This is a genomic window from Acetobacter sp. AC2005, assembly GCF_037901235.1.
In the GTDB taxonomy this organism is placed as follows: domain Bacteria; phylum Pseudomonadota; class Alphaproteobacteria; order Acetobacterales; family Acetobacteraceae; genus Acetobacter; species Acetobacter oryzoeni.
The window spans coordinates 2,095,450-2,122,378 of record NZ_CP149625.1 but is presented as its reverse complement, the minus strand read 5'-3'; the positions used below and the strand labels follow the sequence as shown (position 1 = coordinate 2,122,378).

The 26,929-nt window shown below is 55.5% G+C and carries 30 protein-coding genes; all 30 read right to left on the bottom strand.

All coding sequences use genetic code 11. From position 1 onward, the window contains the following. Window positions 1-68: 68 nt before the first annotated feature. Window positions 69-758, bottom strand: a complete 690-nt coding sequence (locus QQM41_RS10170; protein WP_339077070.1) for a hypothetical protein — start codon at window positions 756-758, stop codon at window positions 69-71. Between the two features lie 10 nt (window positions 759-768). Next, window positions 769-2,013: a hypothetical protein gene (locus QQM41_RS10165; RefSeq protein ID WP_339077069.1), complete on the bottom strand. Its 1,245-nt coding sequence runs from the start codon at window positions 2,011-2,013 to the stop codon at window positions 769-771. After that, window positions 2,013-2,774, bottom strand: a complete 762-nt coding sequence (locus QQM41_RS10160) for a hypothetical protein (RefSeq protein ID WP_339077068.1) — start codon at window positions 2,772-2,774, stop codon at window positions 2,013-2,015. The genes QQM41_RS10165 and QQM41_RS10160 overlap by 1 nt, the downstream gene beginning before the upstream one ends. Window positions 2,775-2,786: 12 nt before the next feature. Continuing rightward, window positions 2,787-4,412, bottom strand: a complete 1,626-nt coding sequence (locus QQM41_RS10155; protein WP_339077067.1) for a hypothetical protein — start codon at window positions 4,410-4,412, stop codon at window positions 2,787-2,789. Between the two features lies 1 nt (window position 4,413). Beyond that, window positions 4,414-9,768 (bottom strand): phage tail protein, encoded by a 5,355-nt coding sequence (locus tag QQM41_RS10150; protein ID WP_339077066.1) that lies wholly within the window; start codon window positions 9,766-9,768, stop codon window positions 4,414-4,416. A gap of 9 nt (window positions 9,769-9,777) precedes the next feature. Beyond that, window positions 9,778-10,494 carry a hypothetical protein gene (locus QQM41_RS10145; RefSeq protein ID WP_339077065.1) on the bottom strand — a complete coding sequence of 239 codons (717 nt, stop codon included), beginning with the start codon at window positions 10,492-10,494 and terminating at the stop codon, window positions 9,778-9,780. Next, window positions 10,491-10,766: a hypothetical protein gene (locus QQM41_RS10140; protein ID WP_339077064.1), complete on the bottom strand. Its 276-nt coding sequence runs from the start codon at window positions 10,764-10,766 to the stop codon at window positions 10,491-10,493. The genes QQM41_RS10145 and QQM41_RS10140 overlap by 4 nt, the downstream gene beginning before the upstream one ends. Window positions 10,767-10,846: 80 nt before the next feature. After that, window positions 10,847-11,260: a hypothetical protein gene (locus QQM41_RS10135; RefSeq protein WP_339077063.1), complete on the bottom strand. Its 414-nt coding sequence runs from the start codon at window positions 11,258-11,260 to the stop codon at window positions 10,847-10,849. Window positions 11,261-11,336: 76 nt separating this feature from the next. After that, complete coding sequence (locus tag QQM41_RS10130; protein WP_339077062.1) at window positions 11,337-12,605, bottom strand: phage tail tube protein; 1,269 nt, start codon at window positions 12,603-12,605, stop codon at window positions 11,337-11,339. Window positions 12,606-12,665: 60 nt separating this feature from the next. Further along, window positions 12,666-13,136, bottom strand: a complete 471-nt coding sequence (locus tag QQM41_RS10125; RefSeq protein ID WP_339077061.1) for a hypothetical protein — start codon at window positions 13,134-13,136, stop codon at window positions 12,666-12,668. Beyond that, window positions 13,133-13,543 (bottom strand): hypothetical protein, encoded by a 411-nt coding sequence (locus tag QQM41_RS10120; protein WP_339077060.1) that lies wholly within the window; start codon window positions 13,541-13,543, stop codon window positions 13,133-13,135. Before QQM41_RS10120 ends, QQM41_RS10125 begins: the two co-directional genes overlap by 4 nt. After that, window positions 13,518-13,865: a hypothetical protein gene (locus QQM41_RS10115; RefSeq protein WP_339077059.1), complete on the bottom strand. Its 348-nt coding sequence runs from the start codon at window positions 13,863-13,865 to the stop codon at window positions 13,518-13,520. The genes QQM41_RS10120 and QQM41_RS10115 overlap by 26 nt, the downstream gene beginning before the upstream one ends. Then, entirely contained in the window at window positions 13,862-14,506 is a 645-nt protein-coding gene (locus QQM41_RS10110) for a hypothetical protein (protein ID WP_339077058.1), read from the bottom strand. The genes QQM41_RS10115 and QQM41_RS10110 overlap by 4 nt, the downstream gene beginning before the upstream one ends. Window positions 14,507-14,517: 11 nt before the next feature. After that, on the bottom strand, window positions 14,518-15,756 hold the full coding sequence (locus QQM41_RS10105; protein ID WP_339077057.1) for a phage major capsid protein: 1,239 nt from the start codon (window positions 15,754-15,756) through the stop codon (window positions 14,518-14,520). Between the two features lie 69 nt (window positions 15,757-15,825). Next, window positions 15,826-16,677 (bottom strand): HK97 family phage prohead protease, encoded by an 852-nt coding sequence (locus QQM41_RS10100; protein WP_339077056.1) that lies wholly within the window; start codon window positions 16,675-16,677, stop codon window positions 15,826-15,828. Next, window positions 16,670-18,004: a phage portal protein gene (locus QQM41_RS10095; RefSeq protein ID WP_339077055.1), complete on the bottom strand. Its 1,335-nt coding sequence runs from the start codon at window positions 18,002-18,004 to the stop codon at window positions 16,670-16,672. The genes QQM41_RS10100 and QQM41_RS10095 overlap by 8 nt, the downstream gene beginning before the upstream one ends. Continuing rightward, window positions 18,001-19,794, bottom strand: coding sequence for a terminase large subunit (locus QQM41_RS10090; protein WP_339077054.1), 1,794 nt, complete (start codon window positions 19,792-19,794; stop codon window positions 18,001-18,003). Before QQM41_RS10090 ends, QQM41_RS10095 begins: the two co-directional genes overlap by 4 nt. Next, window positions 19,784-20,380 (bottom strand): terminase, encoded by a 597-nt coding sequence (locus QQM41_RS10085; protein ID WP_339077053.1) that lies wholly within the window; start codon window positions 20,378-20,380, stop codon window positions 19,784-19,786. The genes QQM41_RS10090 and QQM41_RS10085 overlap by 11 nt, the downstream gene beginning before the upstream one ends. A 199-nt stretch (window positions 20,381-20,579) precedes the next feature. Next, on the bottom strand, window positions 20,580-20,909 hold the full coding sequence (locus QQM41_RS10080) for an HNH endonuclease signature motif containing protein (protein WP_339077052.1): 330 nt from the start codon (window positions 20,907-20,909) through the stop codon (window positions 20,580-20,582). Then, complete coding sequence (locus tag QQM41_RS10075; RefSeq protein ID WP_339077051.1) at window positions 20,906-21,538, bottom strand: DUF3164 family protein; 633 nt, start codon at window positions 21,536-21,538, stop codon at window positions 20,906-20,908. The genes QQM41_RS10080 and QQM41_RS10075 overlap by 4 nt, the downstream gene beginning before the upstream one ends. Before the next feature lie 37 nt (window positions 21,539-21,575). Continuing rightward, complete coding sequence (locus QQM41_RS10070) at window positions 21,576-22,451, bottom strand: tyrosine-type recombinase/integrase (protein ID WP_339077050.1); 876 nt, start codon at window positions 22,449-22,451, stop codon at window positions 21,576-21,578. Between the two features lie 150 nt (window positions 22,452-22,601). Continuing rightward, a complete protein-coding gene (locus QQM41_RS10065) occupies window positions 22,602-22,727 on the bottom strand; it encodes a hypothetical protein (protein ID WP_339077049.1) in 126 nt (41 codons plus the stop codon). 129 nt (window positions 22,728-22,856) lie between these two features. Further along, a complete protein-coding gene (locus QQM41_RS10060) occupies window positions 22,857-23,267 on the bottom strand; it encodes a hypothetical protein (protein ID WP_339077048.1) in 411 nt (136 codons plus the stop codon). A 99-nt stretch (window positions 23,268-23,366) separates the two neighbouring features. Further along, window positions 23,367-23,858 carry a hypothetical protein gene (locus tag QQM41_RS10055; protein ID WP_339077047.1) on the bottom strand — a complete coding sequence of 164 codons (492 nt, stop codon included), beginning with the start codon at window positions 23,856-23,858 and terminating at the stop codon, window positions 23,367-23,369. After that, window positions 23,825-24,088: a hypothetical protein gene (locus QQM41_RS10050; protein WP_339077046.1), complete on the bottom strand. Its 264-nt coding sequence runs from the start codon at window positions 24,086-24,088 to the stop codon at window positions 23,825-23,827. Before QQM41_RS10050 ends, QQM41_RS10055 begins: the two co-directional genes overlap by 34 nt. Continuing rightward, on the bottom strand, window positions 24,085-25,278 hold the full coding sequence (locus tag QQM41_RS10045; RefSeq protein ID WP_339077045.1) for a hypothetical protein: 1,194 nt from the start codon (window positions 25,276-25,278) through the stop codon (window positions 24,085-24,087). The genes QQM41_RS10050 and QQM41_RS10045 overlap by 4 nt, the downstream gene beginning before the upstream one ends. Beyond that, window positions 25,275-25,700: a hypothetical protein gene (locus QQM41_RS10040; RefSeq protein WP_339077044.1), complete on the bottom strand. Its 426-nt coding sequence runs from the start codon at window positions 25,698-25,700 to the stop codon at window positions 25,275-25,277. The genes QQM41_RS10045 and QQM41_RS10040 overlap by 4 nt, the downstream gene beginning before the upstream one ends. Further along, on the bottom strand, window positions 25,693-26,187 hold the full coding sequence (locus QQM41_RS10035; protein ID WP_339077043.1) for a hypothetical protein: 495 nt from the start codon (window positions 26,185-26,187) through the stop codon (window positions 25,693-25,695). The genes QQM41_RS10040 and QQM41_RS10035 overlap by 8 nt, the downstream gene beginning before the upstream one ends. Next, window positions 26,184-26,657: a hypothetical protein gene (locus tag QQM41_RS10030; protein WP_339077042.1), complete on the bottom strand. Its 474-nt coding sequence runs from the start codon at window positions 26,655-26,657 to the stop codon at window positions 26,184-26,186. The genes QQM41_RS10035 and QQM41_RS10030 overlap by 4 nt, the downstream gene beginning before the upstream one ends. Next, window positions 26,654-26,854 (bottom strand): YdaS family helix-turn-helix protein, encoded by a 201-nt coding sequence (locus QQM41_RS10025; RefSeq protein WP_339077041.1) that lies wholly within the window; start codon window positions 26,852-26,854, stop codon window positions 26,654-26,656. Before QQM41_RS10025 ends, QQM41_RS10030 begins: the two co-directional genes overlap by 4 nt. Window positions 26,855-26,929: the final 75 nt, after the last annotated feature.

Here is a 26,929-nt window from a genome sequence, read left to right as displayed (position 1 = left end):
ACTCTTCCTTTCAGGCATAAAAAAAGCGGCCTAAAGCCGCTCGGTAATCTGCATATATGTTCTGGCGATTACGCCATGACATCTGTGGGCCGCGTAGGCAGCGCAGTGCTGGTTTTATCTGCCCCGGTCGCGATTGCCTGAATGGCTTTCACATAGGCTTTCATGTCAGTGGTGAATGTTTCACCCATTGCAGCCGCCATTGATGCCCGCTGCGAAATCCAGCCGGACATTTCGGATTGCGCCTGCGTAGCCAATGGCACAACAACCGCAGGTGGCGTGTAGGTTTCCAGAGAGCCTGATGCAGCATTCCAAGTGTATTGCTTCAGGCCCGTTGCCGCACTGCTCTGGCGTTCTGTCCACTGGGCAGACGTAACGGGATGGAGTTCCGAAATATCAGGCAGATGATCTGTGCTGGAATAACCCCACGTATCGTAAAACGCTGCGGGAGCGCCCCCATCGCAATAATAACGCGCAGGATATTTCAGCGCCTTTGCCGCAACATCTACAGGAACAATCAGCTGCCCGCTCATTGGTGCTTCCTGAAGTAGGGAAATCTGGTCAGATGTCAGGGCAACCATATCGGCTGCGGCAGGAAGTGCCAGAATATTGCTGATCGGCTGGCCATTGATGGAGACGCAGTTCCACACGTCCAGTGCAGGCATTTGCAGCACGCCGTTGGTGGTATCAATCTGACCGTAATACTGGCTAGGATACGCAGACCGGACAAGGTTGGACAGTGTTGTGTTTGTATCTGTCATTTCGATTTCCTTAGAAGTAACCGTAAGCAACGAATGTGTATTGGATACCGCCGCCCTCAGACCAAATGGACACATTGAACCCATTGCCCCGGAATACATTTGTTTCAATGCGTATAGGTCTAATGCCTTCACCACCAGATGAATGCTGCTGAGCTGTTACACCCACAAGAGTGCTAAATGCTTGCGGGAGGGTTACAAAGGCACCATTAGATGCCGTGGCATTGAATACTTGAACACGTAGGTTTTGATCGGTGAACGGTAATTGAGACGTTAGTGCAACCGCACCTTTACCTGTTCGAATGCTTCCATTAGTATCCAATCTTAACCAGTTGATATTGCCAGTAGAGTTTGAAGGACTACCACCATTTAAATCCCAAGTAGCGGATCCAGAACTATCAACATATGAATTTGTCCATCTACTAACTGCACTATTATAAACAGCAGATGAATTACCTAAAGTCCAAGTAGCACCTGATACTTGTAGCCAGCTAATTGTATCGCCAGTTTTTAAAACACATTCCCCAGCAGCCTGTAATTGCGTGTTGCTGTCGTCCTCAGCATATGCGAAAATACCGCCACTTGTTTTATTGCGCGATATTGCGGTAATGCGGTAATCGGTAGTCGGATTGAAGGGACTACTAATATACCTTCCGTCTGCCCACGCCTGTGTTGCGTAATCACCGGATGGCTGGGCGAATGCGTATCGGTCGGTGCCACCATCATCCTTATACTGTAACCAGATTGCGCCACTGGTTCTATTTATTCCAGCATAATTTGGGGCGAAATCAAGTGATGTATTCACAGAACTAACACGCTGTAGATACCGCCCATCCGCCTGGGCAGCCGGAATGGCCTCCTGTGATGTGAAATCAGCTACGTTCTGGACAAGGGTTTTGCCCCTAACTGTCAGGCTGCCTGCCAGTGTCAGAGATCCGTCCTGTTCCAGAACAGGCACATATTCCGCAGGGATTTCGTTATAGACTTCAACGCTACCAGAAAAATTCAGCGCTGATGTGCCACCGCTTGTGGTGCCAATGATGGTGGTGCGGGACAGCGTGCTGGGCGTGCCGATGGTCAGCGTGCCCACACCCCATTCTGCGCTGGATCCGTCATCAGCAAAGTAGAAGACAGATCCCCCATTGGGGAATGCCGTCGAGAAACTGCGACGGTCTGTCTCTGGGCCATTGAGGGTAAAGCTGCCCGTACCGGGCGCTGTGGCTGTCTCCAGCACATAGTTGCCAAGCTGTGGTGCCATCACAAGCGCTCCGTAAGGGTTAAGGTCAAGGCATGCCGGTCAGCAGCGCCAAAGGGGTTGGACAGATCACTCCCGCTCAGCCCTCCAAACAGCGCCTTGGTCGCCAAGTCGGCCGGACTGGCGGATGGATCCGGAAGAAACAGGATGTTCTGGCCAGTGGCAGCCGTGCGCAGGATCTGATCCAGAACAACGGCATCCGCATCACCATAGGATTGATGGGCAATGGTGAGCTTGCGCTGATACCAGCGGGTGGACACAAATTCCGCACCACCAAGGGTTGTCACACTGTCCTGCCCCAGCGTGCGGTCTGCCGTGCTGTCTGTGCTGTAATTGCGCACCGGCTGCCAGATGGGGCCAGCATAGGCGAGCGGAATAGAGAGAAACCCGTCTGGATTGCCGGTATCCGTGATCTGGATGGTGGCCGTATCGCCCATGATGGCTGTTGGCGCTACCAGCAAGATCTGCCCATTGGCGACCACCTGTGCCGTGCCCTGCCAGACTGTATTGCCGCCTAACAGGACAGTGACGGTCATACTGGCCTCAGCGGTCAGGTTGGTGCGAAACAGGCCAAAAGCCCGCCATAATCCGGCAGGTGGATGGTGGATGGTCAGCGTTGCCGTTGTGCCCGGCACACGCCAGCCAAGGCTTGCCGCCCCCTGCTGGTTGCGCAGGTTTTCGACAGGCAATGCCGAGGCCTGCGCAGAAGCCGTGAGCGCCGCGTCTAACACGCGGTTCTCCCAGCCCAATCCACAATTTTCCATTTTTGTCCGTCTTTAAACGAGGATCTGAAACGTGACGGTCTGATCCGTGGCCACCATGTGCTCACTCACAACACGACCGAGCTTCCGGTCTTCCAATCCCGGCGCTGGTGCGGAAATGCCAATGACATCTCCCAGATCAATTCCCCAGGCGAGATCCTGCGGAATGGTGACAGCCCAGACCCGCCGCTGCGTGCCCCACAACGCGCCATGCAGTTGGGCAATGGTGGTGGCGTCTGCCTGACTGGCCAGCGCCGTGGTGACGAGTGCCGGATCATTGGGAACCCGCCAGCGGCTCTTGATGTCAGGTGACCACCAGACGGCAGCCCGATCTGCCACCGCGATGATGGCCTGACGTTCAGCAGGAGCCTGCGGGTGCAGGTTTGAGCCCGTGGTTTGCACCGTGAAATTATGCTGCCAGCCAATGCGCCAGCGCCATGTTGGCGGATCCAGCGAACTGTCCAGCGTAGCGGCAGTGATTTCTGTGATCAGATCGGCATTCAGTTCCGCCACTGGCGTTGCGGATGAATCCGGCGCAGTCAGCAAGATGGGCAGCAGTGTTCCGGTGCGGGTGGGCACAAGCGTGATGCACAACCCGCTGAGCAACGTGCTGACGGCCTGCTTGCCGGTAATGGTCTCAGAGCCATCCCAATACCAGCCACCCGGCCACGGTGCGATGGCAGAGGTTTCCGCCCATCCGGTATCAATGTAGGCCGCAGGCATGACCAGATCCTCCAGCAGCATCTGCCGCAGGATATCCAGCACATTAGTGGGCGCAGCACCGGAGCGGAATTTGCCCACCGCGTCCACCGTGATGCCATAGACCGGCTTGGTGCCCAGCCTCAGCCATGTGCCAGTCTGCCCGGTTTGCACTGTGTAGGTTCCTGCAGCCGGGCTTGCGGCGTAAATATCCGCAACCGTTGCCGCAAACTGAATGCCGCCTGCATATCCGCCTTCATACAGCGCAGTGATGGCAGCTGGCCCATCCGAGATCTGATAGACGTAATTCACGCTATCAATCAGAACAGGTGTGATGTTGCACACACTGCCCCGGATGCGTGGCATGTTTTTGCCTGCCACGTTGCTGTCTCCGTCCAGCTTGCCTGTTCCACCGTAGGTAGAAACCGGCATGCTGCCGTCTAGCCAGTAAGTGGCGTCCAGCAGATCAATGGCAACGGATGTGCGGTCTGGACGCCAGCTTTTGCCCAGACCTGCAAACACAGGTTGCAGGCTGGTGCTGGCAGGATCTGTCCACATCTGCCGCGCAACATCCCATATCTTGCCACCAGTATGGATCCGTACCGGCAGGTGATCATTGACGCGGGTGCTCAGAAGACTGTCCAGCACGCCGCCAGGATTAGCCAGCGTGATGGAGCCAGACGAGAGCGCACCGCCCATGGCATCCGCCGTCAGGGTAAGTCCCCGATCCATGGAAAACGCATCCGTCACATAGGGCGGATACGGTGTGCCGGCCTCATCCACATAGCCGCAGTCCGAATAGCGGATGGTGTCTGTGGATTCCGGTCGGAAGGCATGGCGGCGCAAGGTGCCGTGTGCCCGTGTGCCGTGGCCGTAGGTGGCCACAAGCGTGCCATTGGCAGGCTGAACGATATCCAGCTCCACCGTGCGGATAACTGACATTTTACGCTACCTTTGCTGCCTTTACCCCCAACGCCTGCATCCGGATCAACCGTTGCAGGGTTGTGTTCATGGTCTGGATTTCCTGTTTGACCTGAAGCGTTGCATCAACCACATTGGCAGAAAGCTGCTTGGCCAAGGCTGCGGTAAACTGCCCTGGATCCACATTGGCTATGGATTGCAGCATGGTCAGGTTTTTCTGGAATTCCTTGGCGTAATCTACGCCGGAACCAAACCACTCCTTGGCCAGTGTCAGATCAGACTGGGAATCCGATTGCAGGCGCGAAAGCGCGTTGTAATCACCACCCATGGCTGCCTTGTAATCGATGTTCAGATTATCGTTGGCAGATTTGTATTGATCTTCCACAGACAACGGCGAGGCATCGGATGTTGCCAGACCCTGCACATAATCCGTCAGATTGGAAAACACAGACGCCACAGAAGACTGTGCCTGGGAAAGATATTCCTGCTGCGCTTCCGTGGCTTTCTCCTGATACTCGGTTTGTATCTGAAGACGTTCAGCTGCCTGTGTTTTTTCCAGATCTGCCAACTGCTGCTGATAAGTGACGTTATCGGCAAAGTTATCACCCAGAAAGCTGCGCCAGTTATCCTGAAGCTGCTGGATTTCCTGTGCTGCCGATACCTGCTGATTGAGCATATCCGCACCTTCCTGATCACCCGTGGCAGACAGATAACGCGCCTGCACGGACTGATCAGATTGCGAAAGCGTGGTCTGCTCATTGGCAATCATGGCAGCAGCAATGGCGTTGCCCTTATCCAGCAATGCCTGGGCATCCAGACCATAGGATGCTGCCGTGTTGGCGGCGTCCTGGTATTTCTGCTTCAGATCATCCACCTGCTGCATCAGGCTTTCAGAACCGGATGCCGTGACATCCAGAAGCCCTGGCATTGTGGTGCCCACAAATTCCTCAATGGCCTGAAATTTGCTTTGCAGATCATCCGTGCTCAGCGTCTTTCCATCCAGCGTGGAAAGTGCTTTGGCCATATCCCCGGTGTAACCATTGAAATGATCTACGGTCACATGGCTACTGTCATCAAACTTTGAGACAGACACCTTCATGCTGTCCAGTTCGTCTGCAAGGCTTTTCAGGCTTTCCAGATCCTGCGTGAACGTGTCCACGCTATCGAAACTGGTGGGCATGAGCTGCTTCAGCTCCAGATTCATGTTGGCTGAAGAGCTGGTCAGATCCAAATCAGGCAGCAGATCTGTCAGGCTGTAGGTCTTTTTTTTCTTCCCTTTTCTGGAATAGCCAACCTTGCCGAGCGTGCCTGTGTTTGTCGCAGATACGCCCGTGTAGTCGAATGCATTGTTGATGCTATCCAGATCAGTCTGAAGCCCAGATGCTACCGTATCGTGTCCATGGATATGATTGTACACATGGCCACTGATTGCCAACTGCCCATTATCCAGAGAAACGTACTGATAATCTTTGCTCCTTTTAGTAAACAGGCTGCCAATGGCAGACCCAATGGCACCAATAACGGCACCACCAACCATAGATCCCATTGGGCCACCAAATATGCCACCGACAATGGAGCCAACGCCCGAACCGACTTCCCCACCGATTTTAGAGCTTTTTGAACCATCAAACAGCTTATCTGTCATCAGTTTGCTTAGGGATGAGCCTGCGCCAAAACCGCCTAGCATCCCCAGCCCCATATTGAGGCCACCGCCAAGGCTTTCAGTGCCACCATTCCCAACGCCGCCGCCAAAGAGGGAGGAAAAATTAAAGCCGTTCGACTGATTGATTTGCTTTTTGGCCTGCTGCACTTCCTCTGGAGACATGGCCCAACCCGAATGTATAATGGCGTTCAGGTTATCATCCTGAAACGCACTGCTAGAAGCCGCGGCAGAACTTGCATCAGAACCGATCTTACTGAACATGCCATTGATGCCAGACAGGGTGGTGCGCGTGCCGCCATCAATGCTGTTGAGCAGCGGATTAATCAGCGCCATTTTGGCAATCATGGACACAATCTGCGTTTCAATGCCCTGCATGGTGGACTTGAAAGACATGCCACTGGATGTGCCCTGCAAGAATCCTTGCACCACGCCATCGGACAACTGATCCGTCATGTCGCTCAGGCTGCCGGTGAAATCATCCAGAACCTGCTGCTGGTGCTCGTATTCGGTAGAAGCCTCAGCAATTTTGGTGCTCAGATCAACATAGTCCTGCCCTTCCTGTGGCAGAACGGTGCCAAACTTCCGATGCTCCTGAATTTCGGCCTGCATCCGGGCAAGCATGATAGAACGTTCGTCTGCATTCTGGCCGATACTGGCGGTTTGGGCCTGTATCATGCTCAGATTATCCTGCAGCCCGCTATTCTGCTGTGCCTGTTCAAACCGAGCCTGTGCGTCTGTCTCGCTATTCAGCGCGGCCGTGCGGGCTTTCACCGCTTCGGCAAACGCCTGCGATTTCGGGTCGAAATCCTCCAGTGCCTCATTATAGGCCTGCTGATAGTTTGTGGCATGCTGAATGGCCTGCTCGCTGGATCCTGCAACAGACAGCATGGCTGTTTGTGCCTGTGCCTGCCGCTGCACGGCCACCGTGCCATCATCATACGCGGCAGCAAGCTGCTGCTGCTTTGCCGCCAGGGCTTCTGACAGAGCCGCCTGATCCACACCTGTGCCACGAGCTTCAGTGCCAAACTGCGCCACCACTTCCGCCATGCTGCGCCAGTAACCACTTTGAGCAGAAAGCCCTGCATTCTGGTCTTTCATGCCCTGGGTGATCTGTTCCTGCGGGCTCAGGGTATTGGCCAGCTGGATACGTGCCTGGGTGATGCGTTCGCTGATTTCCTGCCAGCCCTTGGATCCAGCCGTCTGCGTTTTCAGCAGATTTTGCTGTGACTCAATATAGGCGCTGATTTCCGCACGGCTTTGCGTATAGCTGGACGTGCTGAAGCCACCAGCTGCATCCGCTGCGCCACCCGTGAGAGACTTCTTATCATCAATCACGGCCGCAGAAGTGGCATGATCCACAGGCGCAACGCTGGTGGCCTTGCTCACCCTTTGATCATACTGATAACCGCCGCTTTCCTGCAGCGCGATCTTGCGCACCAGATTGGCAATACCATCAGTCAGATTAAAGCGGCCGCTTTCCTGCTTGATCAGCGCATCGGAATCAGATGGCAGCTTGCTCAGATCCTGCCCATACACGCTGGACGCATACTGGCGACCGCCAGCAGAACCCACCTTGAAGCCACCATACAACGCCAGAGCGTTATCCAGATTTCCGCCTGTCTGATGCAAGAAATTCTGGAAGCGCGTAATGCCCTCATCCACATTCCCCTTGGCGGTGCTGACATCATATTTTGGCGTAAAGGCGGTATTCACCTGCATCATCCCGACCATTTCGGGATGCTTGTCATTTCGCAGAACCGTGGTGCCCGCCAGACCGCCTGTGGTCTTTTCCGCAGGAATGGGCAGAGATAGAAGAGACGTGATGCTGTTGAGCAGCTTGGTGCCCATTGCCAGCGCCAGATCCTGAATGGCGTCCACAAGCGGTGATGTCTGCTGGCGCAGCTTTTCCACAGCTTGCTGGAATGGTGTCAGACCCTGCTCGGTTGCATCCTTGGTGCTGGCCGTTAGATGCTGCATGACAAGCGCATACGCCTTGCCTTGCTCACCTGCTGCCTGAAGCTCTTTCACCTGCTCCACAAGCTGGGCATCCACGCCCGCAAGGTGCTGCTGGTAAAGCGCCTGAATTTCGGCCGTGGGATCCAACATGGCAGTTTGCACCGCCTTCAGCCCATCTTCCAAAGAGCCAAAAACAGCACCGGCATCTTGTGCCACCTTGGCGAGTGCCTCAATGTCGGACGTGCCACCCGTGAAATTGTAGGTGCTGCCAATGGCTGTGGCTGCCTGCCGGGCCGTGGTTTTATCCCACCCCGGCATCTTCTCCAGACTATCGGCCGCAGAAGTGATGCTGTCAGCCATGTTATTGGCATCAGAACGGGTAGCCCGCAGCTGCTGGCTCAGTTTGGCCAGCTTGCTTTCTTCCTCTTCCGCATACGCGCCCATCTTATAGAACGCTATGCCCGCAGCACCTGCGGCAACAGCAATGCCGGCTGGGCCTGTCAGGGCATTTTTAAGCATGGACAGGCCTGCGCCATAACCACCGCCACCACCTGCGATTGCAAGGGCATTGGGTGCTTCATAGAACAGTGCCTGCAACGGATTGCCGCCTGCCAGCACCATATCAAGGAACTTATGGGCATCATCCATAATTTCCGTGATCTGATAGGCTTCCAGCTTGCCGGATTTGGTGGATTTCTGCTGCGCTTCATCAAGCTCAGCTTCTGCTTCAGCTGCTTCCTTCAAGGCCGTGACCTGCTCACGGCGCATGTCCACCTGTGATTTCAGATCCTGAAGAACACTCTGCTTGATGGATGGATCCAGCTTATCATCTGGTACAGAGGAAGCCTGGGCCATGGCATCCTCATAACGGTTTTCAGCCGCCATGAGTTGCAACATGACTTTTGCCAACTGGCTTCCTGCGCGTCCTGTCCGCAAAAAGCTGGAAGCACTTCTATCCAGACCAGCCTGCAGGCCTGATAATGACTGACCAGACGTGTTGCCAATATCGGACAGTTCACCCGCAACAAGGGCTGCATCATCCTTGATTGCGTTCAGGCTCTCTTTGATCTTGTCCTGCTGCTGAAGTGCATCTGATAGATCAGGCCCCTGCATATTTACAGTGCCAGAGACATCTACAGTCGATCCTGTCACACCATTCAGAGCAGCCTGCCCGGCATCAGCCGCACGTTTTGCTGCTGTGGTGAGCCGATCATAACCCTGAGTGGTTTTACCAAGAGCCTGCGCCCGGCTGTTTTCAGCTTCGCAGATACCATTCAGCAGAGCATTTTCTTCACCAAGCTGACCATTCCATGCCTTCTGGCTGGTTGCCGCTGCCTCCAGATTGGCCTGAACTGTTTGCAGTTTCTCACCAACGCGACCGATCCAATTTTCTACCTGATTGAGATTTGTCTCAATCTCAGAGGTATCTAACCCTTCATCCGTTGCTTTCTGGAGATCTGCCCGCAGGCTGTCACGCTGCGCACTCAGATCTGTCAGTGTCTTGGTCAGGGTTTTCAGGCGAGAAACAGTCTGCGTGCCCAGCTTGTCAAAAGATCCGGCCGCTGCATCAGCCCCTTCTGCCAGCGTATCTGTGGCAGTTTTTGATGCTTTCCCCACGCCAGACATGACATCCGTTAGCGCCACGCCCTTTTCGGCAACCGCATCCAGATGATCGCCAGCACTTTTTGTCGCACTTTCGGTCTGATCAACAGCCGTGATATCGACCTGTAGCGATTCAACCAGATTTGTGTCTGCCATGGGAAACCATCACTTTTCTGTCAGGATCAGCGTGGGGTAAAGCATTTGCTCACCTGCCTGCCGATCTGCACGCCTGCTCACGTAAGCCGCGTGCTTTTGTGTCCACTTTTTCTCTTTTTTGTCCCACGAAATACCTGAAGCGATCCCTGCACCACGCAGGATGTAGGGAACAGGCTCGCCACGGGCATCACGTCCACCCTGCTGGGGCTTGAAGGCCCGCAGCGCACGAATGCGCTTGAAGCGGTTCATCAGCGGCCTGCGCACGGCCTCCACAATCCCAGGTGGAACACTAATGCGCTGGCCCCCCACTTCAATCTTGCGGGCATAGGGCATGGTGTTCACAATCCACACTTCCGAACCCATGGGGATCTTGCCCGGTGCATCCGTCCAGCCCTTGCCGTCCACCAGAACAGCCCAGCTTTTACGGAACGCACCACTATGGGCTGGAGACCGCTTGCGCAGTTCTTCCAACGCCCAGACAGTGGCCGCGCCAATAGTGTTGAAAATGTAGGTGACATTCCCGCCATTGAGCTTGGCAGCTTCTTCCGGAAGGCCGAGCTTGCCATCCACACGCCGGACATATTGCGCCGATGCTGCGCCAGATTGAATGAGATCATCCCGCTCCTTGCGGATCCTGTCCCCTACAATCTTGTGCGCGGTCGCACTGGTCATGTTCCGGTTGATGGCAACCCGCATGGGTTTTTGCAGACGAGCAGCCCAACTCATTTTTTCATCCGCCTTTTCATGCGTTGCGCCCAGTCTTCAATGAACACCCGATCCATGGCGACAATGCACCGATCCAACAGCGCCATTTCGGCATGTGTGTAACCGTGATGCTGCGCCCAGGCCTGCACCACTTCCCACGGGATCATGCCGGGGCTGCTTTCAAAAACTGTGGCACCTAAAGCCACACTGAAACCTTGTGGAAAACGCTGGCGTGATGCGGAAAGCCGATGCCATGCCCGCCAGATCCACATGAACTCAGGCAGTGGATCCACGCGGGCATGTTCCTCTGGAAGGTCATTCCAGAGATCTTCGTCATAGCTTCCCCATTCAAGGTGCCATGCCAGCGCTCTGGTCAGTTTCCCTCAGCTTCCTCTGCATGCTCAGAGGCCTGCGTGGTCACAAGGGCGGCGGCTTCCCAGCAGGCAGACATCAGTTCCCGGTAATCCGGATTGCCAAGAAGTTCCTTGAACTCATCGACAGTAACAGGGTTTTTCTTTTCCCGGTCATGATGCAAGCCTTTGACATCCAGCACGAGGAAGTCCCGCAGTAAGTCTGCGTTGATCTGGCGGCGCACGGCGTTGGGAATGGCAGAAACATCACCACGGAAGCGTTCTGCCGCTTTGCGCAGGCGCTGTGCCTGGGCATCCACAAACTGATCGGTATAACCACGGCTTTTGATTTCAAGACCAGGGTATTTGTCGATTTTTACCCACTTTCCATCAGCAATGGCGGCGCTATCGGTTTTCAGGTCTGCAAGAGAAAGCATGGATCTACCTCAATAAAAAAGGCCGCACACTGGCGGCCATGTTTGAAAAGAAAAGAGAACAGAAAAAACGGAGTGATCAGGAACTGACGCGTGTGATCGCAAACGTGCCACCGCCTGGAATGGGGTTTGCCGTGACGGAAACGGTTGCCACCACAGTGGAATTTTTCCCAGAAATCGGAGCCTTGGGATTACGGATAACGCCGTTCAGAACGGTGAACTGATACCCAACGCCATCCCTGCCCTGCACACCAACTGTCACAGGGCCTGTCTTGCCGTTTTTCCAGTCTGTAAACTGCTGATAATCCTTGAAGAAATAAGTGATTTCCATGGCAGCCTTGAAACTGCCAAATCTGATACCACACGCACCGACATGGCCCATGCCGGTATCCTGTCCGGAACTGTCACGCGAAAGGGTAATGGTGGCAGACTGAATACATCCCGCAGGTGCATTTCCGAAAATGCTGCAACCCATAAAGCCTTCTACCGTATCAATCAACGGTGTGGCCGTACGTGGGGTGACAGATGAGGAAATATCGGATGTGGACACAGCCATGTCCGAACCCAGCAGATCAATGGTGACTGTAGCTGGCTGGCTTTTTTGCAGCGTGATCTGCACCTGATTGACCATGGTGCCAGAAAACAGCCGCCAGTTATTGGCAAGTTTTTGCCGGAACGTGAAAGCCTTCCCGAGCTTCCCATTCAGAATGCTGGGAATGAAATACGTGCTGTTCGCCCCAAGCTTTACCGAGCCAGTGCCCGCCACTCCGTAGCACTGCTTCAAGAGCGGGGCTGCGGAATTCAACGTGCCGTTGCCAAAAACAAAAACCGCTGAATTGGGGACAGAAACGGTATCAATTTTGGTATAAGGCACGTTTATTACAAAACCGCAGTCTGGATCAGAAATGATCAGATTTCCTGCAGCAGGAAATTTTTTGGCGCTGGTCACGTCTGCTGTTTGCAGACAATCTACGCCATCCATAAAGGCAATGTCAGAGGCATGCAGAACATCACTGCCTGGATTGCCCATTGAAACGGCATTGGCAGACCAATCAGCCCCCATGATGCCCGCCAGCAGATCTTCATATGTGCCAACGGACAGAATGCCTGCAATGCTACCCTGCGTTGTGCGTCCTGTCAGGACAGACTGCGCCATTTCAGGAACATCATTGATTTCGTCAGGCTGTGTTTCGGTTTCGTTTACGTCCAGGGAAACATCCGTATAACGCAACGCCTGATATGCCCCGGTCGGGGGCGTGTTGTAAGTGGTCTCCAGCGCATAATCTACTGCGCTCTTGTTACTTTCCGCACCGGCCGCATAGCCATTTGTGCCGCCTGTGTAGGCCATGATCACCTCAATAAAAAAGGCCGCTCACTGGCGGCCTATCTGCACGAAATATGGAAACCGTTAGCCTGCTGGCGTTGCTGTGCCACCGGAACTGACAACTGTGCCGCTGCTTGCGGGTGTGACACCAGAACTTGTGGAGACAGCACTGCTGGCTGGTTCTGCTGCGGCCTTTTCACCCTGCGGTAGAAGCCCCAGACGGTAGCCGAAGAAGCGTTCCAAAGAGAGCACCATGCCTGCGGCATCCGTTGCCATGGATCCGAATACCTGCCCACTGCTCTGGAACAGACCGGACGCGCCATCAGGCTGCGCCAGAACGTCATACTGCTTGCCGCTTTCATCTGCTGTTGGCGGTACACTGGAAGGCAGACCAGACAAGGCCCGATAAGGGCAGACAGCCGTGCGGCATCCTGCTGGCGCATCCTTCTGGGCAATGGCGACAGCAGCAGAGGTGCTGTCTGCATCAATTTCAGTGGAAGCGAGTTCGAAAGTGCCCGCGTTAGGGCCGGTTTCGTAAAGCGGAAAGAATTTCATGTCAGAATATCCTGATATTCGTAATCAATCCCCAGAGAAAACCGGACGCGGTTGCCGGCTTGGCTCAGATCTGGCGGATCAAACATATGGCCGCGATAGAGGATGCCCGTTGGCAGGTTTGTGGCCTGCCTGAAGGCCACGGACATGGCCTTGCGCAGTTCCAGAGCTTCCAGCGTTCCGGTGCCCTTGGGCACAAGCAGATGCAGCCAGATGGTGCCGTTTTCCAGATCCACCGGCTCGCCTGCGCCTGCACGGTCTGCCAATCCGGCCGCCGTTTCCATCACCCAATATGGGCCATCTGGCACGGTGATGTTCTGGCCTGCCGGATCCAGCAGTTTCAGCTTTTGGGCTTCAGCAACGGCCTGTGCGCGTGTCCAGGCATCAGAGAAGACTGCTGGCGTTGTCATGCGTCTCGCCTCCTGCGGCAATCAATGTCCAGCCGCAGACGGTTGGCCCATCATAAACGGGCTGCGCATCTGTCAGCGTGTATGTTTTGGGCCCGTCCTGCACCCGATCGTCCTGGGCAGGCATGCCGTAGTCGGAAAGCGCATCCGCCATGACCTGCGCCACGAATGGAGCCTGCGCCATGTCATTCGTGATCTGGGCAGACTGTGCAGGCGGTGCGTAGGCCATCAACGTGACGCTGGCCGTGCCATCTGCCCTGGACAGCACCATCTGGCGGCCTTTGGTGGAGATCTGGCGGCGGCGGCGTTCTGTGCGGTAGCTCATCCGATGCCCCCCGCCTGATAACCTGTCAGGATATCCACCGCAGGTTGTGGCATGCCTCCAGATCCGGCAGATGGTGCATTCCAACTGGTGGAACCCACCCCTTGCTCGCTTTCAGATTTCAGGTTGGGATCTCGCCCCTTGGCATACCATATGGACGCCGCAGTGAGCCGTATGGCCTCCTGAAGATCCTGCGGCACGATATTCGTGCCTGCGTTTTCCGTGCCCGGTGCGACATATCCGGCCGTATATTGGACGGCATAGATCCCCGGCATCCATCCCGGCATTCTGGCATCAGGCGGATACACCATGGCGGCATCAGGATCGAAAGGAAGATCCTTGATCTGCTCTGGTGTGAGAGAAAGCTCTCCCGCGCAGAATGACTGAATGCTGATCAGAGGATATCGGCCCAGGCAAAGCACGTCCTGTGCAGCACCTGGCCGCACCATGAACGTGTCCTGCCATTGCGCCTGCATAAGAGGCCTGCCGATAAACTTCAGGGCTTTTGCCGAAGCCTCCAGCAGCAGCCGTGTCAGCTCTGTGTCCTGCGTATTGTCGGAAATACTGAGATCCGCTTTCAGATCATCCAGAAGCGCCAACGGCTGAAGAGCTGCTGGCGCACTGATTTGCACAGTACGCCTCATTGCTCTGTTCCTCAGCCGCCAGTGGTGGTGCCAGAAGTCGGTGCAGCCGTATCAATGCTGGTGAAGTCACCGTTGATAATGGCCTGCGGACGGTAAACAACCAGTGTGGTGCGCTCTTCCGCCAGAATGGTCACCATCCCTTTCACGAAGTTATCCCGGTCTTCGGTGGAAATGGAGACTGTGGCGTCCTCACGGTCAAACAGCTGCGCTGCAAGGCTGAAGGCCCCGGTCATGAACTTGCCCTGTGCCATGGCCAGAGATTCTGCTACCGGCAGGCCCCACAGAACCGGGCCAGCCATGCCCATGGGATTGGCGAACACATACCGGCTCACACTGTCCTTGGTCAGTTCAATGCTGGCCCAGTCAGTCGGGTTCAGAATGTGCCCGGTTGCCGGGTATTCTGCCAGCGTGGTCTGCAACATGCCCAGACGCAGACGGTCAATCATCGTCTCGCCTTTTACCGTCACGCCAGTAGGCTGCTCATATTTGCTGGACTGTGCCAGCAGCCCCAGAATGCTGGTGCCTGTGCCATCGCCATTCAGAAAGGCAAGATCTTCCTTGTAAGCAAGGCCATAGCGCAGACGCCCATCGATGTAGGTCTGCAACTGCGGTGCATCAGCAAGAATGGATTTGGGCGCCATGACGAAATGCGCGATGGTGCGCACTGGCAGTGTATTCAGGGAGAAGCTGATATCCGACTGCGGATATGGATTTCCGGGGTTTTCTGCCACGAAATCAGCATTGTTCGTGAACAGTGTTTCCTTGACGTAGTCCACGGATTGGGACTGCGTGTTCCCAGGCATCAGCAGATCACGAATGACCAGCCGCCGGTTGGGCTGGGCAACGATCTGCGGCTGGCGATCTGCCACAACCAGCGCCGAAGTGCCAGATGTGCCGGTGGAACTGGCAGAGGTGATGTTTTTCATCTCCACCTGCACGGTGCCCTTCCAGCTGGTGCCACGTTCCATGGCGGCCTTGACCTCATCAGACGCCACGAACTTCTGCCCGATGCTCTGGGGCTGCTGTTCTGTAGGCTTACCACCACGGGATGATTTCTGCTCCAGTTCCGTCACGCGGGCAGACATTTCGGTCAAGGCAGTCAGCGCCTTGTCTGCACTGGCCTTGGTTTCATCCGTGACCTTGCCAAGGTTTTTCAGCTCGGTCTTGGAGGTTTCAGCAAACTTCTTGACCTCATCCGTAGCTTCAGAAAGCTGCTTGATGGCGTTTTTGTATTCGTTTTCGTCAGACATCAGAATTTTCCCATAAAAAAAGCCGCCTCAATGGGCGGCTGCGGGTGAATGAAAAGCGGTTTTGTCAGATCACAGACGAAAACCGGAAAGACCAGGTGGCACCAGAGAAGATCCGGGCTTGGGTGCTTCCTCGCTACGCACAGCGGCCATCAGGCCAGCCGTTACGGATTTCAGCTCCGACAGCATGGGAATTTTCCCATCCTGCAGCGCCTGCTTCATGCCATCGGGCATGCGCTTGCCTGTCAGAGCCTCATAGGCATCCTGCAAATGCTCCAGCAGCTGCTGGCGCTCCTGCGCCGTGGGGGCATCGTTCCCTTTCAGGGATTTCTGATAAATGCCCATCGCGGATTCCAACGCCTGCACGGCAACCGTTGGCTGCACTGTGGACTTGAAGGCATCACCCCAGCGCCGTTTGAGATCCGTGACACGGGCCTGTGCATTGCTGGGATCATCCACAAGGCTGACCTCATACAGATTGGCCTGCTTGATCTGGCGGCGTGGCCCTGTGGGCTGCGTCATTTTGACAGCACCATCCTTGGGGATGCTGAAGCCAATGGACAGACCGCCCAGCGCACCATCCTTGACGCGCTCATACAGCAGTTTCCCGGCATCCGTGTTGGTGCCGGATATCTTGCCTTTGACGTGCAGGCCCTTGCTGTCTTCCGCCACGTCATTCCACACACCAGCAGGAACGCCGTCACCGCCGAAAAAGCCGTGCATGACGTGCATGGGCAGAACACGGCCCTGCGCCTTGCGCTCGGCAATGGATTTGGCAAACGCACCGGGCAGGATCACATCACCATGTGAATCCGTATTGCCGAAAACAGCGCCGTAACCTTCCACATGGCCGCTTTCGCCATCTGAGCCGGTAATGGCTTTATACTCGAACGGAACGGCGCAGACTTCCATGCCGTCAATCATCGTCCGGATCTCCTATCGTGCCGCCTGGTTGCGGCTGTGGTTGGGATGCTGGCGTAGTAACGGGCTGCAATGTCGGTGGCATGCCAACCTTGCCCACATCTGTCAGCGGGATCATCTGCGCCTGCACGGTTGGGATATCGCCGCCCGGGATTGGTGCCAGACCTTCCTTTTCACGGATTTCATTGCGGGTCTTGATGCCGTTCTGAACCTGTGTGGCCTCTAGCTGAGCGCGTGTCTGGCTGTCTGCGCGTAGCAGTGCATCCACATTGTGCTGGGCAAAATACGTCTCTTTTTCCGCAGGCAGTAGCAGGCAGCGCGTGATGGCCTGCTCTATGCGCACCAGCCACGGCTGAAGCGTATAGGTCAGAAACCACAGGTTCATCTGCTCGAGGCCAGATCCCCACGCGGTGGATTTCTCCATGCGCCCGATCATGACCGGAGCCACGCCAAACCACCGGCAGAGCGTTTCCACGTTAAAGCCGCGTGTCTGAAGCAACTGCATGTCTTCGGGGTTCATACCGATGCTCTCAACCGTCCATCCGCCTTCCAGAAGTGGCGTTTTCCCGGCGTTCAAGGCTCCTTCATAATCCTTCAGGATAGCCTTGGCACGCACCCGCTGTTCACCTTTGAGGATGTTGGGAGACTTGATGTAAGTCTGGCTCAACATGCCATTGGCAAACATGCGTGCAGCGGTTTCTTCCGCAGCCATGGCGCTGCCTATCTGCTGGCGGCCTGCACTGATGGGAGACATGCCCATCATGCCGTCTAGGCAATACCCCTTGATGTGCAGGATATTGCTTTCTTCCAGCGTGAGCTTCTGCCCCTGATACGTGTAGGTGTAGATCAGCTCACCTGTGGCATCGTCACGATTGACCGTCATGCGGTCAGGCCGCAACGGATAGAGGGCAACCACACGTTTTGCGCCAATATCGTTCCAGATCACTTGGGCAAAGGCATTCCCCCACAACATCAGGCAGGCCACCATGGATGACCAGAACTCTATGGCGCTCATATCCGTATTGGGGGATCTGCTCAGGATGCGATACAGCGGATGATCACGCGCCAGAGTGGATGACGTGCCATCTGGGCTACGCTGGTAGAGCTTTAGCGGCATTGCCCCGATAGTGTCAGAGATCAGCCGCGTGCAGGCCCAGACCGTATCCAGCTGCATGGCGGTATTCACCGACACCAGCTTGCCGCTATGCGTTGGCCCACCAGCCATGAAAGCCCCCAGGCGCAGATCCGTAAGGGATACGCCTGTGACGGTCAGCACCATTGCATTTGCAGCCTTGTACAGCAGCCCCCTAAATGGCGCTGGCATTTTCATGTCGTGATCAGACCTCCCTCAAGAAACGGGTCAATATTTCCCGGTGGCTCCGGGTTTCGGCTCATGCAGGCTACGGCATCAAACAGCGCCATCAGCGGGTCGATTTTCTTACCGCCTGCCATCTGCTTGGTGATTTCGATATTGTTGCCCTTGGCCTGCGCCTTTGCATTGCCAACTGCCCAGGCCATGATCGGACGCGCCCCATGGGAAAACGTGCCATCCGCCAGCTTGCGCTCCAGCGTCTTGATGGCCCCGGTCATTTTCCAGCCCTGGCTGATCCCAACAATCCGCTCCTGCTCAATGCCACGGGCATGCAAGGCAAACACGATTTCAGCCACACCCGCAGGATCCAGCCCAACCATGGCCAGCTTGCCGGACTGGTCGATCATTTCCACCACGTCCGCCAACTGCCGATTGTCGTCACGCATTTCATGGACAATGACGAGATCACCCTGCTTCTGGAAATCCAGATAGCGCGGTGCTTCCTCCTTGCGATGCTTCAGCACGTCCTGAAACACCCAACTGCGCTGCCAGTGCAGCCAATCGCCACTTTCCTCATCCCGGCCAAGCACAGCCAGAGATAGAAAATCGTCCAGACCGCCGCCATCAATGCCGCAGACAATCACATCAGAGCATTCCAAAATCAGTTCCAGCGTGACCAGCGGATCACCCTGACGTTCCCAATATTTGGCCCCTGCCCATGCCTTTTCGCGCAGGGACATGCCCATTTCCACGTTCAGGTGCTTGGCCATCCAGACGCGCAGCACACCTTCCCCAGCCTCTTTGGCCTGGGCGTATCTGTCCCGCAGGAACTCATCCGATACCGACACCCCCAGATTGGGGTTGGTCATGTACCAGTTATCCGGATTGTGCTCGCCTTTCTTATCCAGAATTTTCTTGGGAAATTCGTAGATAACCGGCAGAAACCGGGGCGAATTGATCTTGCCGTCCCGCACGCCACGCGCATATTCCAGACGGCTCTTGAACACACCGGCAGGCTCTTCATCCGACTGCGTGCTCAGGTAAATGATGAAGCCTTCCGGACGGGAAGCGATGCCGCCAGTGGCTTCCATGAGCATGTTCTCAGCCGTGGGCTTCTTGCCGAACTCCCACAGCTCATCCACCAGAATGCCGGTGGCTTTCTTGCCCACAACGGAAGATCCATCCGCCGCTACAACCTTGAGTGTTGCCCCGGTTTCGCGGTGCGTCACGATGCGGGTGTAATCCTGCACATGGAACAGGGCATCCAGTTCAGGGTCTGCCTTGATCATGTCCCGCGCAGGCTTGAAGGCGTTGTCTGCGGCTTCCTTGGTCGGTGCCAGGATCAGGAACTCGGCCGATTGCCGCCAGTTCAGGATCAGCACCGTCAACATCACGCCCGCCGCAATGGTGCTCTTGGTGTTCTTCTTGCTCACCAGCAGGAAAAACTCGGTGATCATGCGCTTGCCGGTTTCCGGGTCATATGAACCGAAAATGGCGGCCGCATAATCCTTCAGCCAATCACGGCAGGATTCACCGATGGTGGGTTCACCCAGCACGTCCACGATCTTCAAGGCGTTGAAAACAGCCATCCCCTGCGCAGCAGCATCCGGAAAAAGCGGATCACATGGCACAAGGCTTTCACCCGCAATGATGCGCTTTTCCCAATCCGGGCAGGCTGTGCTCCATGACAGGCCTGCCTTGGCCACAGGCGCTGCCTTGCGCCGTGTGGTGGCTGTGCTGGTCTTTCGTGCGGGGGTTGCCGCCTTGCGCTTGCGTGTTGCGGGTTTTTTCTCGGTTTCACTTGCCATTGTTCACAACCAGTTTGGGGGAAGACATACGCGAGAACTTGCCGCTGGCTGCTTTCTCGGCAGCTTCCCGGCGTTCTTCCTTCACGCCCTTCTTTTTTCCGGAACCCGTGACGCCCATCATCTGGATCTGCTTCAGCGTGCGCACGGTTTCCGCCCGCTCTTTCGTGCTGATGGCCTTCAACATCGCATCGCGCCGGCGCGATCCATTGTCGCTGGCTGTTTCCAGCTCAATCGCTTCGGAAATCTCGCCAAGATGCGCAGTCGTGTCCTCAACTTCGCCAAGCAGCCGCGACACCAGATTTTCGGTGCGTTCATCCAGATTGTTGGCCGTTCCACGCCCGGTTGATGGTGGTTTTCCCGGCACTGGAGCGGGGTTGCGTTGGGGATTGTGCGCAGGTTGGTGCGCAGTTTTGGTGTTTTTGCGCACTTTTTGCGCAGAAGTGCGCACCCATCCACCGGACGCGATGCGCTTGCGCAGCGTGCTTTCAGCCACGCCATGTTTTTTTGCAATTTGGCGGTTTGACAAGGCTCCTGCGCGAAAATCAGCCTCTATCGCGTGCCAATCCGTATCAGTTTTCTTGGGCATTCCCCACCATCCCGCGCAACAAAAGTGCGCACTTCAAAACGCTGGAACGAAAAATTTTTCACGCGTGCCACTGGCGCGGTTCAGGTGCCTTGGGTCGATTATACTTTTACCCCTCCCCCTACCCGCTGGACGCATGGCATCGCAGCCATGCATGACGCGGACGCATGACACCGAAAAAATGGCAGAAAACCGCCGTTTTTCAGTATTCAACGGCGTTTCGTGCTGCCCGCGCCCGTGCGGTCTTGGCGGTATGGCAAGATCCGCAGAGCAACTGGACGTTGTTCTCGTCCAGCGGCGCGCCGCCGTCCTTCAGCTCCTGAATGTGATCCCCAAAGAGCCGCGTGCCGGTGCGGCCGCACTGTTCACAGCAATGCAGTCGCTTGCGCTTGATGGATGCCATCAGGGCACGCCACTCAGGGCTTGTATAAAAGCCGTCAGCGCGTTTGGGTGGCTCTTTGGCTATGCTGGTGTCCAGAGCGCCTACAAGCGGCCTCATGCACGTCAGAACGGCTTTCTTGCGGCTGCTCATGTGGTGGCCACGTCCAGCTTGGACAGGTCGAACGTCACCAGCTCCCACTTGGCATCTGGCGATGGCCGCCGGTGCAACCGCACGTAATCCTTGGTCACATCCACGCGCACGCTGTCAGAAATCGCCTGCATGCCGCGCTGCCATTCCTCATCGTCAATCTCCAGACGCCGGAGCGCGAGGATCTTGCCCACGTTCATGCTGCCCTGCTTGTCCACGTCAAACGCATCCAGCACCACAGCTTTCAGATTGGCGTTCGCGCCCTCAGACCAGCGGTTCAGGCAACTATGGATCAGCGTTTGCGCCGCCTGAATTTCAGGGCCAAACGAAATGACGTTGCCGACCGCCACAGTCACGCGCAGCGTGCCATCGTAGCTGGTCAGGGTGACGTTGCCTTTCTCGCTGCCCAGCTTGGTGCTGTATTGCTCGGCCACCAGATCCAGAAAGGCGTTGATCTCCGCAAAGCAGAGCCGCTTGAAATCCATCATGAACTGCCGCACCGGCTCGGCTTCACGGTGCAAACGGCGCACCAGCTCATCTTGCAGCTTGTCAGATGGCCGGACATTCGCTTCCGGCACCAAACGCCCGCGACTGTCCTGCATGAAACCGTCAGGCACGGTTTGCATTGTCATTCTCCATCGTTGTCAGAAACGCCCGCGCCGGTTGGCGTCAGGCCAGAAGGTCAGCGCCCGCCGCGTCTGCGCTGGCGTGGCTGTATCGTGTTGTCGTGGCCAGCGAACTGTGGCCGAGCTGGGCCTGCACCCAATGCACCGGCTGCCCCGCGTCCAACTGGTGTGACGCAAAAGCATGGCGCAGCCAGTGAGCAGAGACATCAGGCGGCAGGCCCGCTCGTTTTGCGGCCCGCTTCACAACGCGATCCACAGCGCGTTCATGAAGCGGGCCGCCATCGTGGCCGGGGATAACGGGCGCATCAGGCCCGACATCAGACCGCACAGCCGCGATCTCTTTCCACAACGATGGTGAAACCTGCACATGGCGGGTTTTGCCACCCTTGCCGAAAACCGTTGCAATGCCGCCCGATTGGCGGCGTGTCATATCGCGCCAGCGTAACGCGCAGGCTTCTGAAATCCGCAGGCCGGTGCCGTAAAGCAGCGCCAGCAACGCATGGCGGCGCGGATCCTTCTCACCTGCCAGCATGGCCAACACCTGCTGGCGCGAAAGAATGCGCTCGTTCAGATTGTCGCGGCCACGCTCCATGCGGAACGCAGCGCCTGCATCCTGCAGTAGAAAGCCCAGCTTGTGGCCGTAGGTCAGCAGCGATTTCACGGCGCTGATCTTGCGCCGGCGCGTGCTGTCCGCCGCATCGGCCATGCTGTCGTTCCATGCCTGAATGTCAGCCAGGGCAACATCTGCCATGGGCTTGGCAACAAAACGGGCGAACTCCGCAACGTTGGTGCGATAGGCCCGCACCGTGTTGCTGCTGCGGTTGTGCAGCCACGTTTTGACCAGCGGAAGATCCGCACGGTGAATGCCCTCATCCGGCACTGCTGGCGCGGTCGATCTGGGCTGATCACCGCTAACCATTTGATTTCCCTATATTATCGGGTCATTTCCAACCCTCAAAAACCGTCAGATAACAGAGATTATCTGACGGGTTTAGGGGGTGTTCTGCGGGTTATCTGACACCTCGGCAGGTATGCCGTGTCAGATAATACCGCGTTATCATGACGCCTTTTATGGCAGTTTGATTGCGTGAATAACTTGCGCCAATCCAAACAGAATAGAGGCAATGCCGATTGAACTGATTGCGATAGCAATGCTGATCGAAATCATGCGCGGCATAGGCCCATCATATTCCATGTTCGGCCCTCCTTTAAAACTGTACAGTTTTACGCGCCCTCTGTTATGATGAGGCACATCTTCCTCTTGGTCATTGCAAGGGGTGGATACAAGAAACCCCCGCGCTGCTCGAACAGCCGGGGGTTTCGTTTAATCGGATGGAGCGCCGCCAACCTTGCGGCCGCAATCGCCCCATTTTGGCCCGCGCCATGTTGTTTCCATCACGCCGGGTGGCAACTCTTCCACCGTGCGGGAAGCATGTTCTTTGCGTAGCGCGGCATCAATGCGCTGCATGTCGTGCTCAGCATACACCGCACCCGCTGGCAGTTTGCGCAGCGATTGCAGGTGGCCATATTTTTCGCATGCAAGGGCATCACATCGGGCAACCGTATTTTTCAGGCCACCAACGGCCCGCAAAATCACATCAGCCCGATGCCGTGGCAGACGATCTGGAAGCATGCGCACGCAATGCGCCACATTTCCATCTGCCGAAACAACCAGAACAATCTTCTTCCCGCGCAGCAGAACAGCACCACGGCAGATCTTCTGCCAGTGTTTCATGCGTTCAGCTTTTCAGAAGATACAAAAAAAGCCGTGGCCCAGATGGACACACGACTTCGACTATTTTGACAATTTAAACGCGAAAGCTGCCGCAAGCAACTATTTATTGAACCAGAGATCCCCTGGCATATCTGTATAAAGGTCAGCCAGCTGCTCCAGGCAGAAATCAATGGCACCGGCTATGCGTTCACGCCGCTTGCCGTGTTTTTCAGACATTTTCTGCACAGAAAGACCGTTCACCATTAAATCCGTTAAAAACTTCTCGCCTAGCGGCCCCATATGCTTCCGAATATATCGGCAGCGGTCAGCTGCACGAATACGCGCAATCAAGGCGTTTTCAGGATCTGGCTTTCCACATTGTTTGGATGCGTCTGGATCCTGCGCACCTAAAAGGCCGGTTTCATAATCCAGCGCCCACTGTTCTGCTGCTGCAACTTGCGCATCTGACAACGTGCCAGACTTCTGCAACGCATAAACCGCGCCCGATGAACGCAGGCGCGGCAGATCTGATTTACTAACCGGATCTTCAATATAGACGCTGGTGATATCTCCTTTATCTAGGCGCTCCGGCGTGGGAGGTAATTCTTGCATGTTGCAGCCCCGCGTTTTTGTGCATATCTTCCTATGGCATCACGGGGACGGTCATTCTCGTAATCAAACAGGCGGCGTTGCAGAGTGGTGATTTCCAGTTCAGCCTCTGCACGCCGTTTTTGTTCCTGGGCCAACTTGGCCCGCAGATCTTCCATTGCATCAATCAGGTTCGGCTTACCTTCGGCCTGCAACCGTAGATTTCTCAAAAGCTTTCGGAAACACCCACTCATGCCGCTGCTGCTTCCATTTGCGGTGGGTTTTTACGGTAGTATTCGACGTAAGCACTTTCTTCCCCTCTGGGAAGCAGCGGCGGGAAACCCTTTTGAACTGCAGAAGTAATGAATGCTTCATCGGCCTTTTCCATGTTTCTGTTATGCAGATGCCAAAGGCCCGACCAGCATTTTTGAGCCTCTGCATACTGGTGCTTCGCAAAAGCCACGAGCGGATCTGCCGTTATGGGCGCTTTGGCTTCACCCCTCACTTCATCCAACTCCTGATTGGCCAATGCATTTGCCATTGGCTTCACAAACCCGCCCAGATGCTCAACCTTTTTCCCCAGATCACGATATTTCTGCACCGTTTCATGAATTGTGCGGATAATCAGATCTTCAGAAGCCCCGGCATTAAGCCATTCCTTGGCATAACGCTTTGCATGAAGGGCCTGATCTTTCCGGTTTTCATCAAAAGCCTGGATAATGCTGCAAGCAACCCGATTGATATCGGCGTCGGGAATGCTGGGTTCTGGGTTTTGGGTTTCGCCAGTAGAGGAAGAATTAGGTTTATATATATTATTACTCTTCTCTACTGCAGAACCCACGGAACCCAGATTATCCGAAACCGAAACCTGTTGGGTTTCTTGCGTGGGTTTCTGTGCTGCGGCATTTCCACCCGGAATAGGCATCATCATGTTCTGCTGAGCACGATGCGCTGCCTGTTCCCGCTCCTTGCGTGCGTAATATTCTTCGTCTGACTCGCCTTTGCGTTTCCGACCGCCCTTTTTGCCGTTTTCACGGGCTGACATAGCTTTGCGGCTTAGACCAGGCGGCACATCACCGCTTTCCTGCTTCTGCTGCCAGTCTGCATCTGCTGTGGCTGTGCGGGCAGCGCGTTCCTCACGCCGTAGCAGCCGATCATACATGACTGTGCTGAACAGCGCGTTTTCATCATCACGCGCCAGCATGCCACGGGCAATCATCTGCGGCAGGTTGCGTTCCAGCTCATCGGCCTGCAATCCGGCCTGTTTGGCAATTTCCGCATCATTCAAAACCAGTGTGCCAGCACGGAACACACAAGAACGCATTTCCTTCAGCGCATCCAGCAGCTTGTCCAGCACGCCGCGCATTTCGCATGGTGCTGAACGCAAGGTTTTTGGTGATGGTATTTGGCTGCGGTCAAATTCCGCAATATTGGGGCATATCATGCTGCCGCGCTCCTTGCCGCATACATGTACAGCTTTGCTCTCCTAATACCGACAACGCGCAGCAATGCTTTGGAAAGCCGCCTGCGGTCATTCATCATATTGGAAAGGTGTTTGTCGTTTAGGCCGTGCAACCGCGCAAAAGCCGAATTGCCGCCAGCCCGCCTTATTGCTGTATTCAGTTTTGAATACAATTCCAGCATGGGCAGGATGTTTCCATCCACATCCACATACCGTTCAACCTCAACCAGGCCCAACGCTGCCAGCAGCTGATCATTCAGCCTGCGGCGTGCATTGGCCATGTTTGACAGTGTTTTGTCATTCAGGCCCATCATGCGTGCAAAAGCTGAATTGCCACCGGCTTTGCGCACGCGTGTATTCAAAAATGAATACACCGCCTCAAGATCAAAAAACACGTCAGCCATCAGCGTGGCTTTCACCCTTCACAAGGAAAGGCTTGCCCAGCTGCTGGATGGTATGAATACGGGCCAGAGCCCGCTCCAGCACATGCTTGGTTTTTGCCATTTTGGGGGCAATTTCGTCGGCTTCTTGGGGGTCAATCACACCATCTTCCAGAATGCGGATAGCGGTGGAGACCATTTCTCCCGAAACCATGCTGTATTCGCTCATATCCCGGCCAAAATCACCGGGGCCAACGTGCATGGGCAGCACAACATAGCCCAGCGCGTGCGCCATTTCTGAAAGCAGAATGGGCTGCTCGGCACATCTGTCCAGATCTATGGCAATATCCAGTGGAATAACGGTTGGCTGATGCCTGCTGGCATAGGCCTCTAGTTGAGATTTCTGCACGCGCGTAAAACCGGCCGCAGCACGAAAATCCCCCACGGCCTCAACCGCACGTTTTGTGGCTGTTTTGATAGACGCCAGAAAGCGATGGGAAAACGGGATCATGCTGGATATCCAGCGGAGGAATCGGGCGACACGTTGTCATGCCGCCCGCCATCGTCCATTTTTTGCTTGTTCACACCAGAAAATGGAGACGATCTCTTATGAAGCCGACTACGGAAGAACTGGAACGCTGCATTTCCGAACTGGAAGAAACGCAATCCAAAATTTTGAGCGCCCTTAAAGGAGCTAACATCCTTATTCCCGGCCTCAACGCCCCGGCTGAAAAAGGAAGTATTTTGGCGAGAGACGAACTCTGGAAGAACTGAAGATCCAGTTTCCACAAACGCAATCAAGCGCGATGCCCCACGTTCTAAATCTGCCCATGATGAAGGCATGGGGTGCGGGCTGAGCAGAATTGTCTGCAAGGCCCATTTGCGCAGGGCTTGCTCATTGCTTAGGCCTGAGCTCCGGACACCATCCGCGTGACGGCTTCCGGGGCCTGCGGCATGGTTGGTTTCATGGGAATCAGTCATGCCGCAACTCCAGTGCTTTCATGCTTAGCAAAGAGATCTGGACGCAGTTCCTCACGGGGAATGCCAAAGGTAGCTTCAATTCTTACGATGTATTTATCAGGAACCTTTTTCCACCGAAGCACGGTCGCATGTGACTTAAGCCCAAGGCTTGATGCCAAACGAGAACATCCACCAGCCTTTGCAATGATCTCTTTCATATCCATAGAAAATTGTGTGCCCCACAGACACATATATTGTCAACTATGATTGTGTATGTAGGGCACTCGGAAAAA

Bases quoted from the DNA above. Each gene is read 5' to 3' on its own strand.
- QQM41_RS10045 (WP_339077045.1), bottom strand. From the start codon at position 25,278: ATGATATGCCCCAATATTGCGGAATTTGACCGCAGCCAAATACCATCA.
- QQM41_RS10060 (WP_339077048.1), bottom strand. From the start codon at position 23,267: ATGAAACACTGGCAGAAGATCTGCCGTGGTGCTGTTCTGCTGCGCGGG.
- QQM41_RS10170 (WP_339077070.1), bottom strand. From the start codon at position 758: ATGACAGATACAAACACAACACTGTCCAACCTTGTCCGGTCTGCGTAT.
- QQM41_RS10110 (WP_339077058.1), bottom strand. From the start codon at position 14,506: ATGAGGCGTACTGTGCAAATCAGTGCGCCAGCAGCTCTTCAGCCGTTG.
- QQM41_RS10025 (WP_339077041.1), bottom strand. From the start codon at position 26,854: ATGAAAGAGATCATTGCAAAGGCTGGTGGATGTTCTCGTTTGGCATCA.
- QQM41_RS10085 (WP_339077053.1), bottom strand. From the start codon at position 20,380: ATGCCCAAGAAAACTGATACGGATTGGCACGCGATAGAGGCTGATTTT.
- QQM41_RS10070 (WP_339077050.1), bottom strand. From the start codon at position 22,451: ATGGTTAGCGGTGATCAGCCCAGATCGACCGCGCCAGCAGTGCCGGAT.
- QQM41_RS10095 (WP_339077055.1), bottom strand. From the start codon at position 18,004: ATGAAAATGCCAGCGCCATTTAGGGGGCTGCTGTACAAGGCTGCAAAT.
- QQM41_RS10160 (WP_339077068.1), bottom strand. From the start codon at position 2,774: ATGGAAAATTGTGGATTGGGCTGGGAGAACCGCGTGTTAGACGCGGCG.
- QQM41_RS10090 (WP_339077054.1), bottom strand. From the start codon at position 19,794: ATGGCAAGTGAAACCGAGAAAAAACCCGCAACACGCAAGCGCAAGGCG.
- QQM41_RS10100 (WP_339077056.1), bottom strand. From the start codon at position 16,677: ATGATTGACGGCATGGAAGTCTGCGCCGTTCCGTTCGAGTATAAAGCC.
- QQM41_RS10040 (WP_339077044.1), bottom strand. From the start codon at position 25,700: ATGGCTGACGTGTTTTTTGATCTTGAGGCGGTGTATTCATTTTTGAAT.
- QQM41_RS10120 (WP_339077060.1), bottom strand. From the start codon at position 13,543: ATGACAACGCCAGCAGTCTTCTCTGATGCCTGGACACGCGCACAGGCC.
- QQM41_RS10075 (WP_339077051.1), bottom strand. From the start codon at position 21,538: ATGACAATGCAAACCGTGCCTGACGGTTTCATGCAGGACAGTCGCGGG.
- QQM41_RS10125 (WP_339077061.1), bottom strand. From the start codon at position 13,136: ATGAAATTCTTTCCGCTTTACGAAACCGGCCCTAACGCGGGCACTTTC.
- QQM41_RS10035 (WP_339077043.1), bottom strand. From the start codon at position 26,187: ATGATCCCGTTTTCCCATCGCTTTCTGGCGTCTATCAAAACAGCCACA.
- QQM41_RS10130 (WP_339077062.1), bottom strand. From the start codon at position 12,605: ATGGCCTACACAGGCGGCACAAATGGCTATGCGGCCGGTGCGGAAAGT.
- QQM41_RS10135 (WP_339077063.1), bottom strand. From the start codon at position 11,260: ATGCTTTCTCTTGCAGACCTGAAAACCGATAGCGCCGCCATTGCTGAT.
- QQM41_RS10150 (WP_339077066.1), bottom strand. From the start codon at position 9,768: ATGGCAGACACAAATCTGGTTGAATCGCTACAGGTCGATATCACGGCT.
- QQM41_RS10165 (WP_339077069.1), bottom strand. From the start codon at position 2,013: ATGGCACCACAGCTTGGCAACTATGTGCTGGAGACAGCCACAGCGCCC.
- QQM41_RS10030 (WP_339077042.1), bottom strand. From the start codon at position 26,657: ATGACTGATTCCCATGAAACCAACCATGCCGCAGGCCCCGGAAGCCGT.
- QQM41_RS10055 (WP_339077047.1), bottom strand. From the start codon at position 23,858: ATGCAAGAATTACCTCCCACGCCGGAGCGCCTAGATAAAGGAGATATC.
- QQM41_RS10155 (WP_339077067.1), bottom strand. From the start codon at position 4,412: ATGTCAGTTATCCGCACGGTGGAGCTGGATATCGTTCAGCCTGCCAAT.
- QQM41_RS10065 (WP_339077049.1), bottom strand. From the start codon at position 22,727: ATGGAATATGATGGGCCTATGCCGCGCATGATTTCGATCAGCATTGCT.
- QQM41_RS10145 (WP_339077065.1), bottom strand. From the start codon at position 10,494: ATGAGTTGGGCTGCTCGTCTGCAAAAACCCATGCGGGTTGCCATCAAC.
- QQM41_RS10115 (WP_339077059.1), bottom strand. From the start codon at position 13,865: ATGAGCTACCGCACAGAACGCCGCCGCCGCCAGATCTCCACCAAAGGC.
- QQM41_RS10080 (WP_339077052.1), bottom strand. From the start codon at position 20,909: ATGAGCAGCCGCAAGAAAGCCGTTCTGACGTGCATGAGGCCGCTTGTA.
- QQM41_RS10105 (WP_339077057.1), bottom strand. From the start codon at position 15,756: ATGTCTGACGAAAACGAATACAAAAACGCCATCAAGCAGCTTTCTGAA.
- QQM41_RS10050 (WP_339077046.1), bottom strand. From the start codon at position 24,088: ATGAGTGGGTGTTTCCGAAAGCTTTTGAGAAATCTACGGTTGCAGGCC.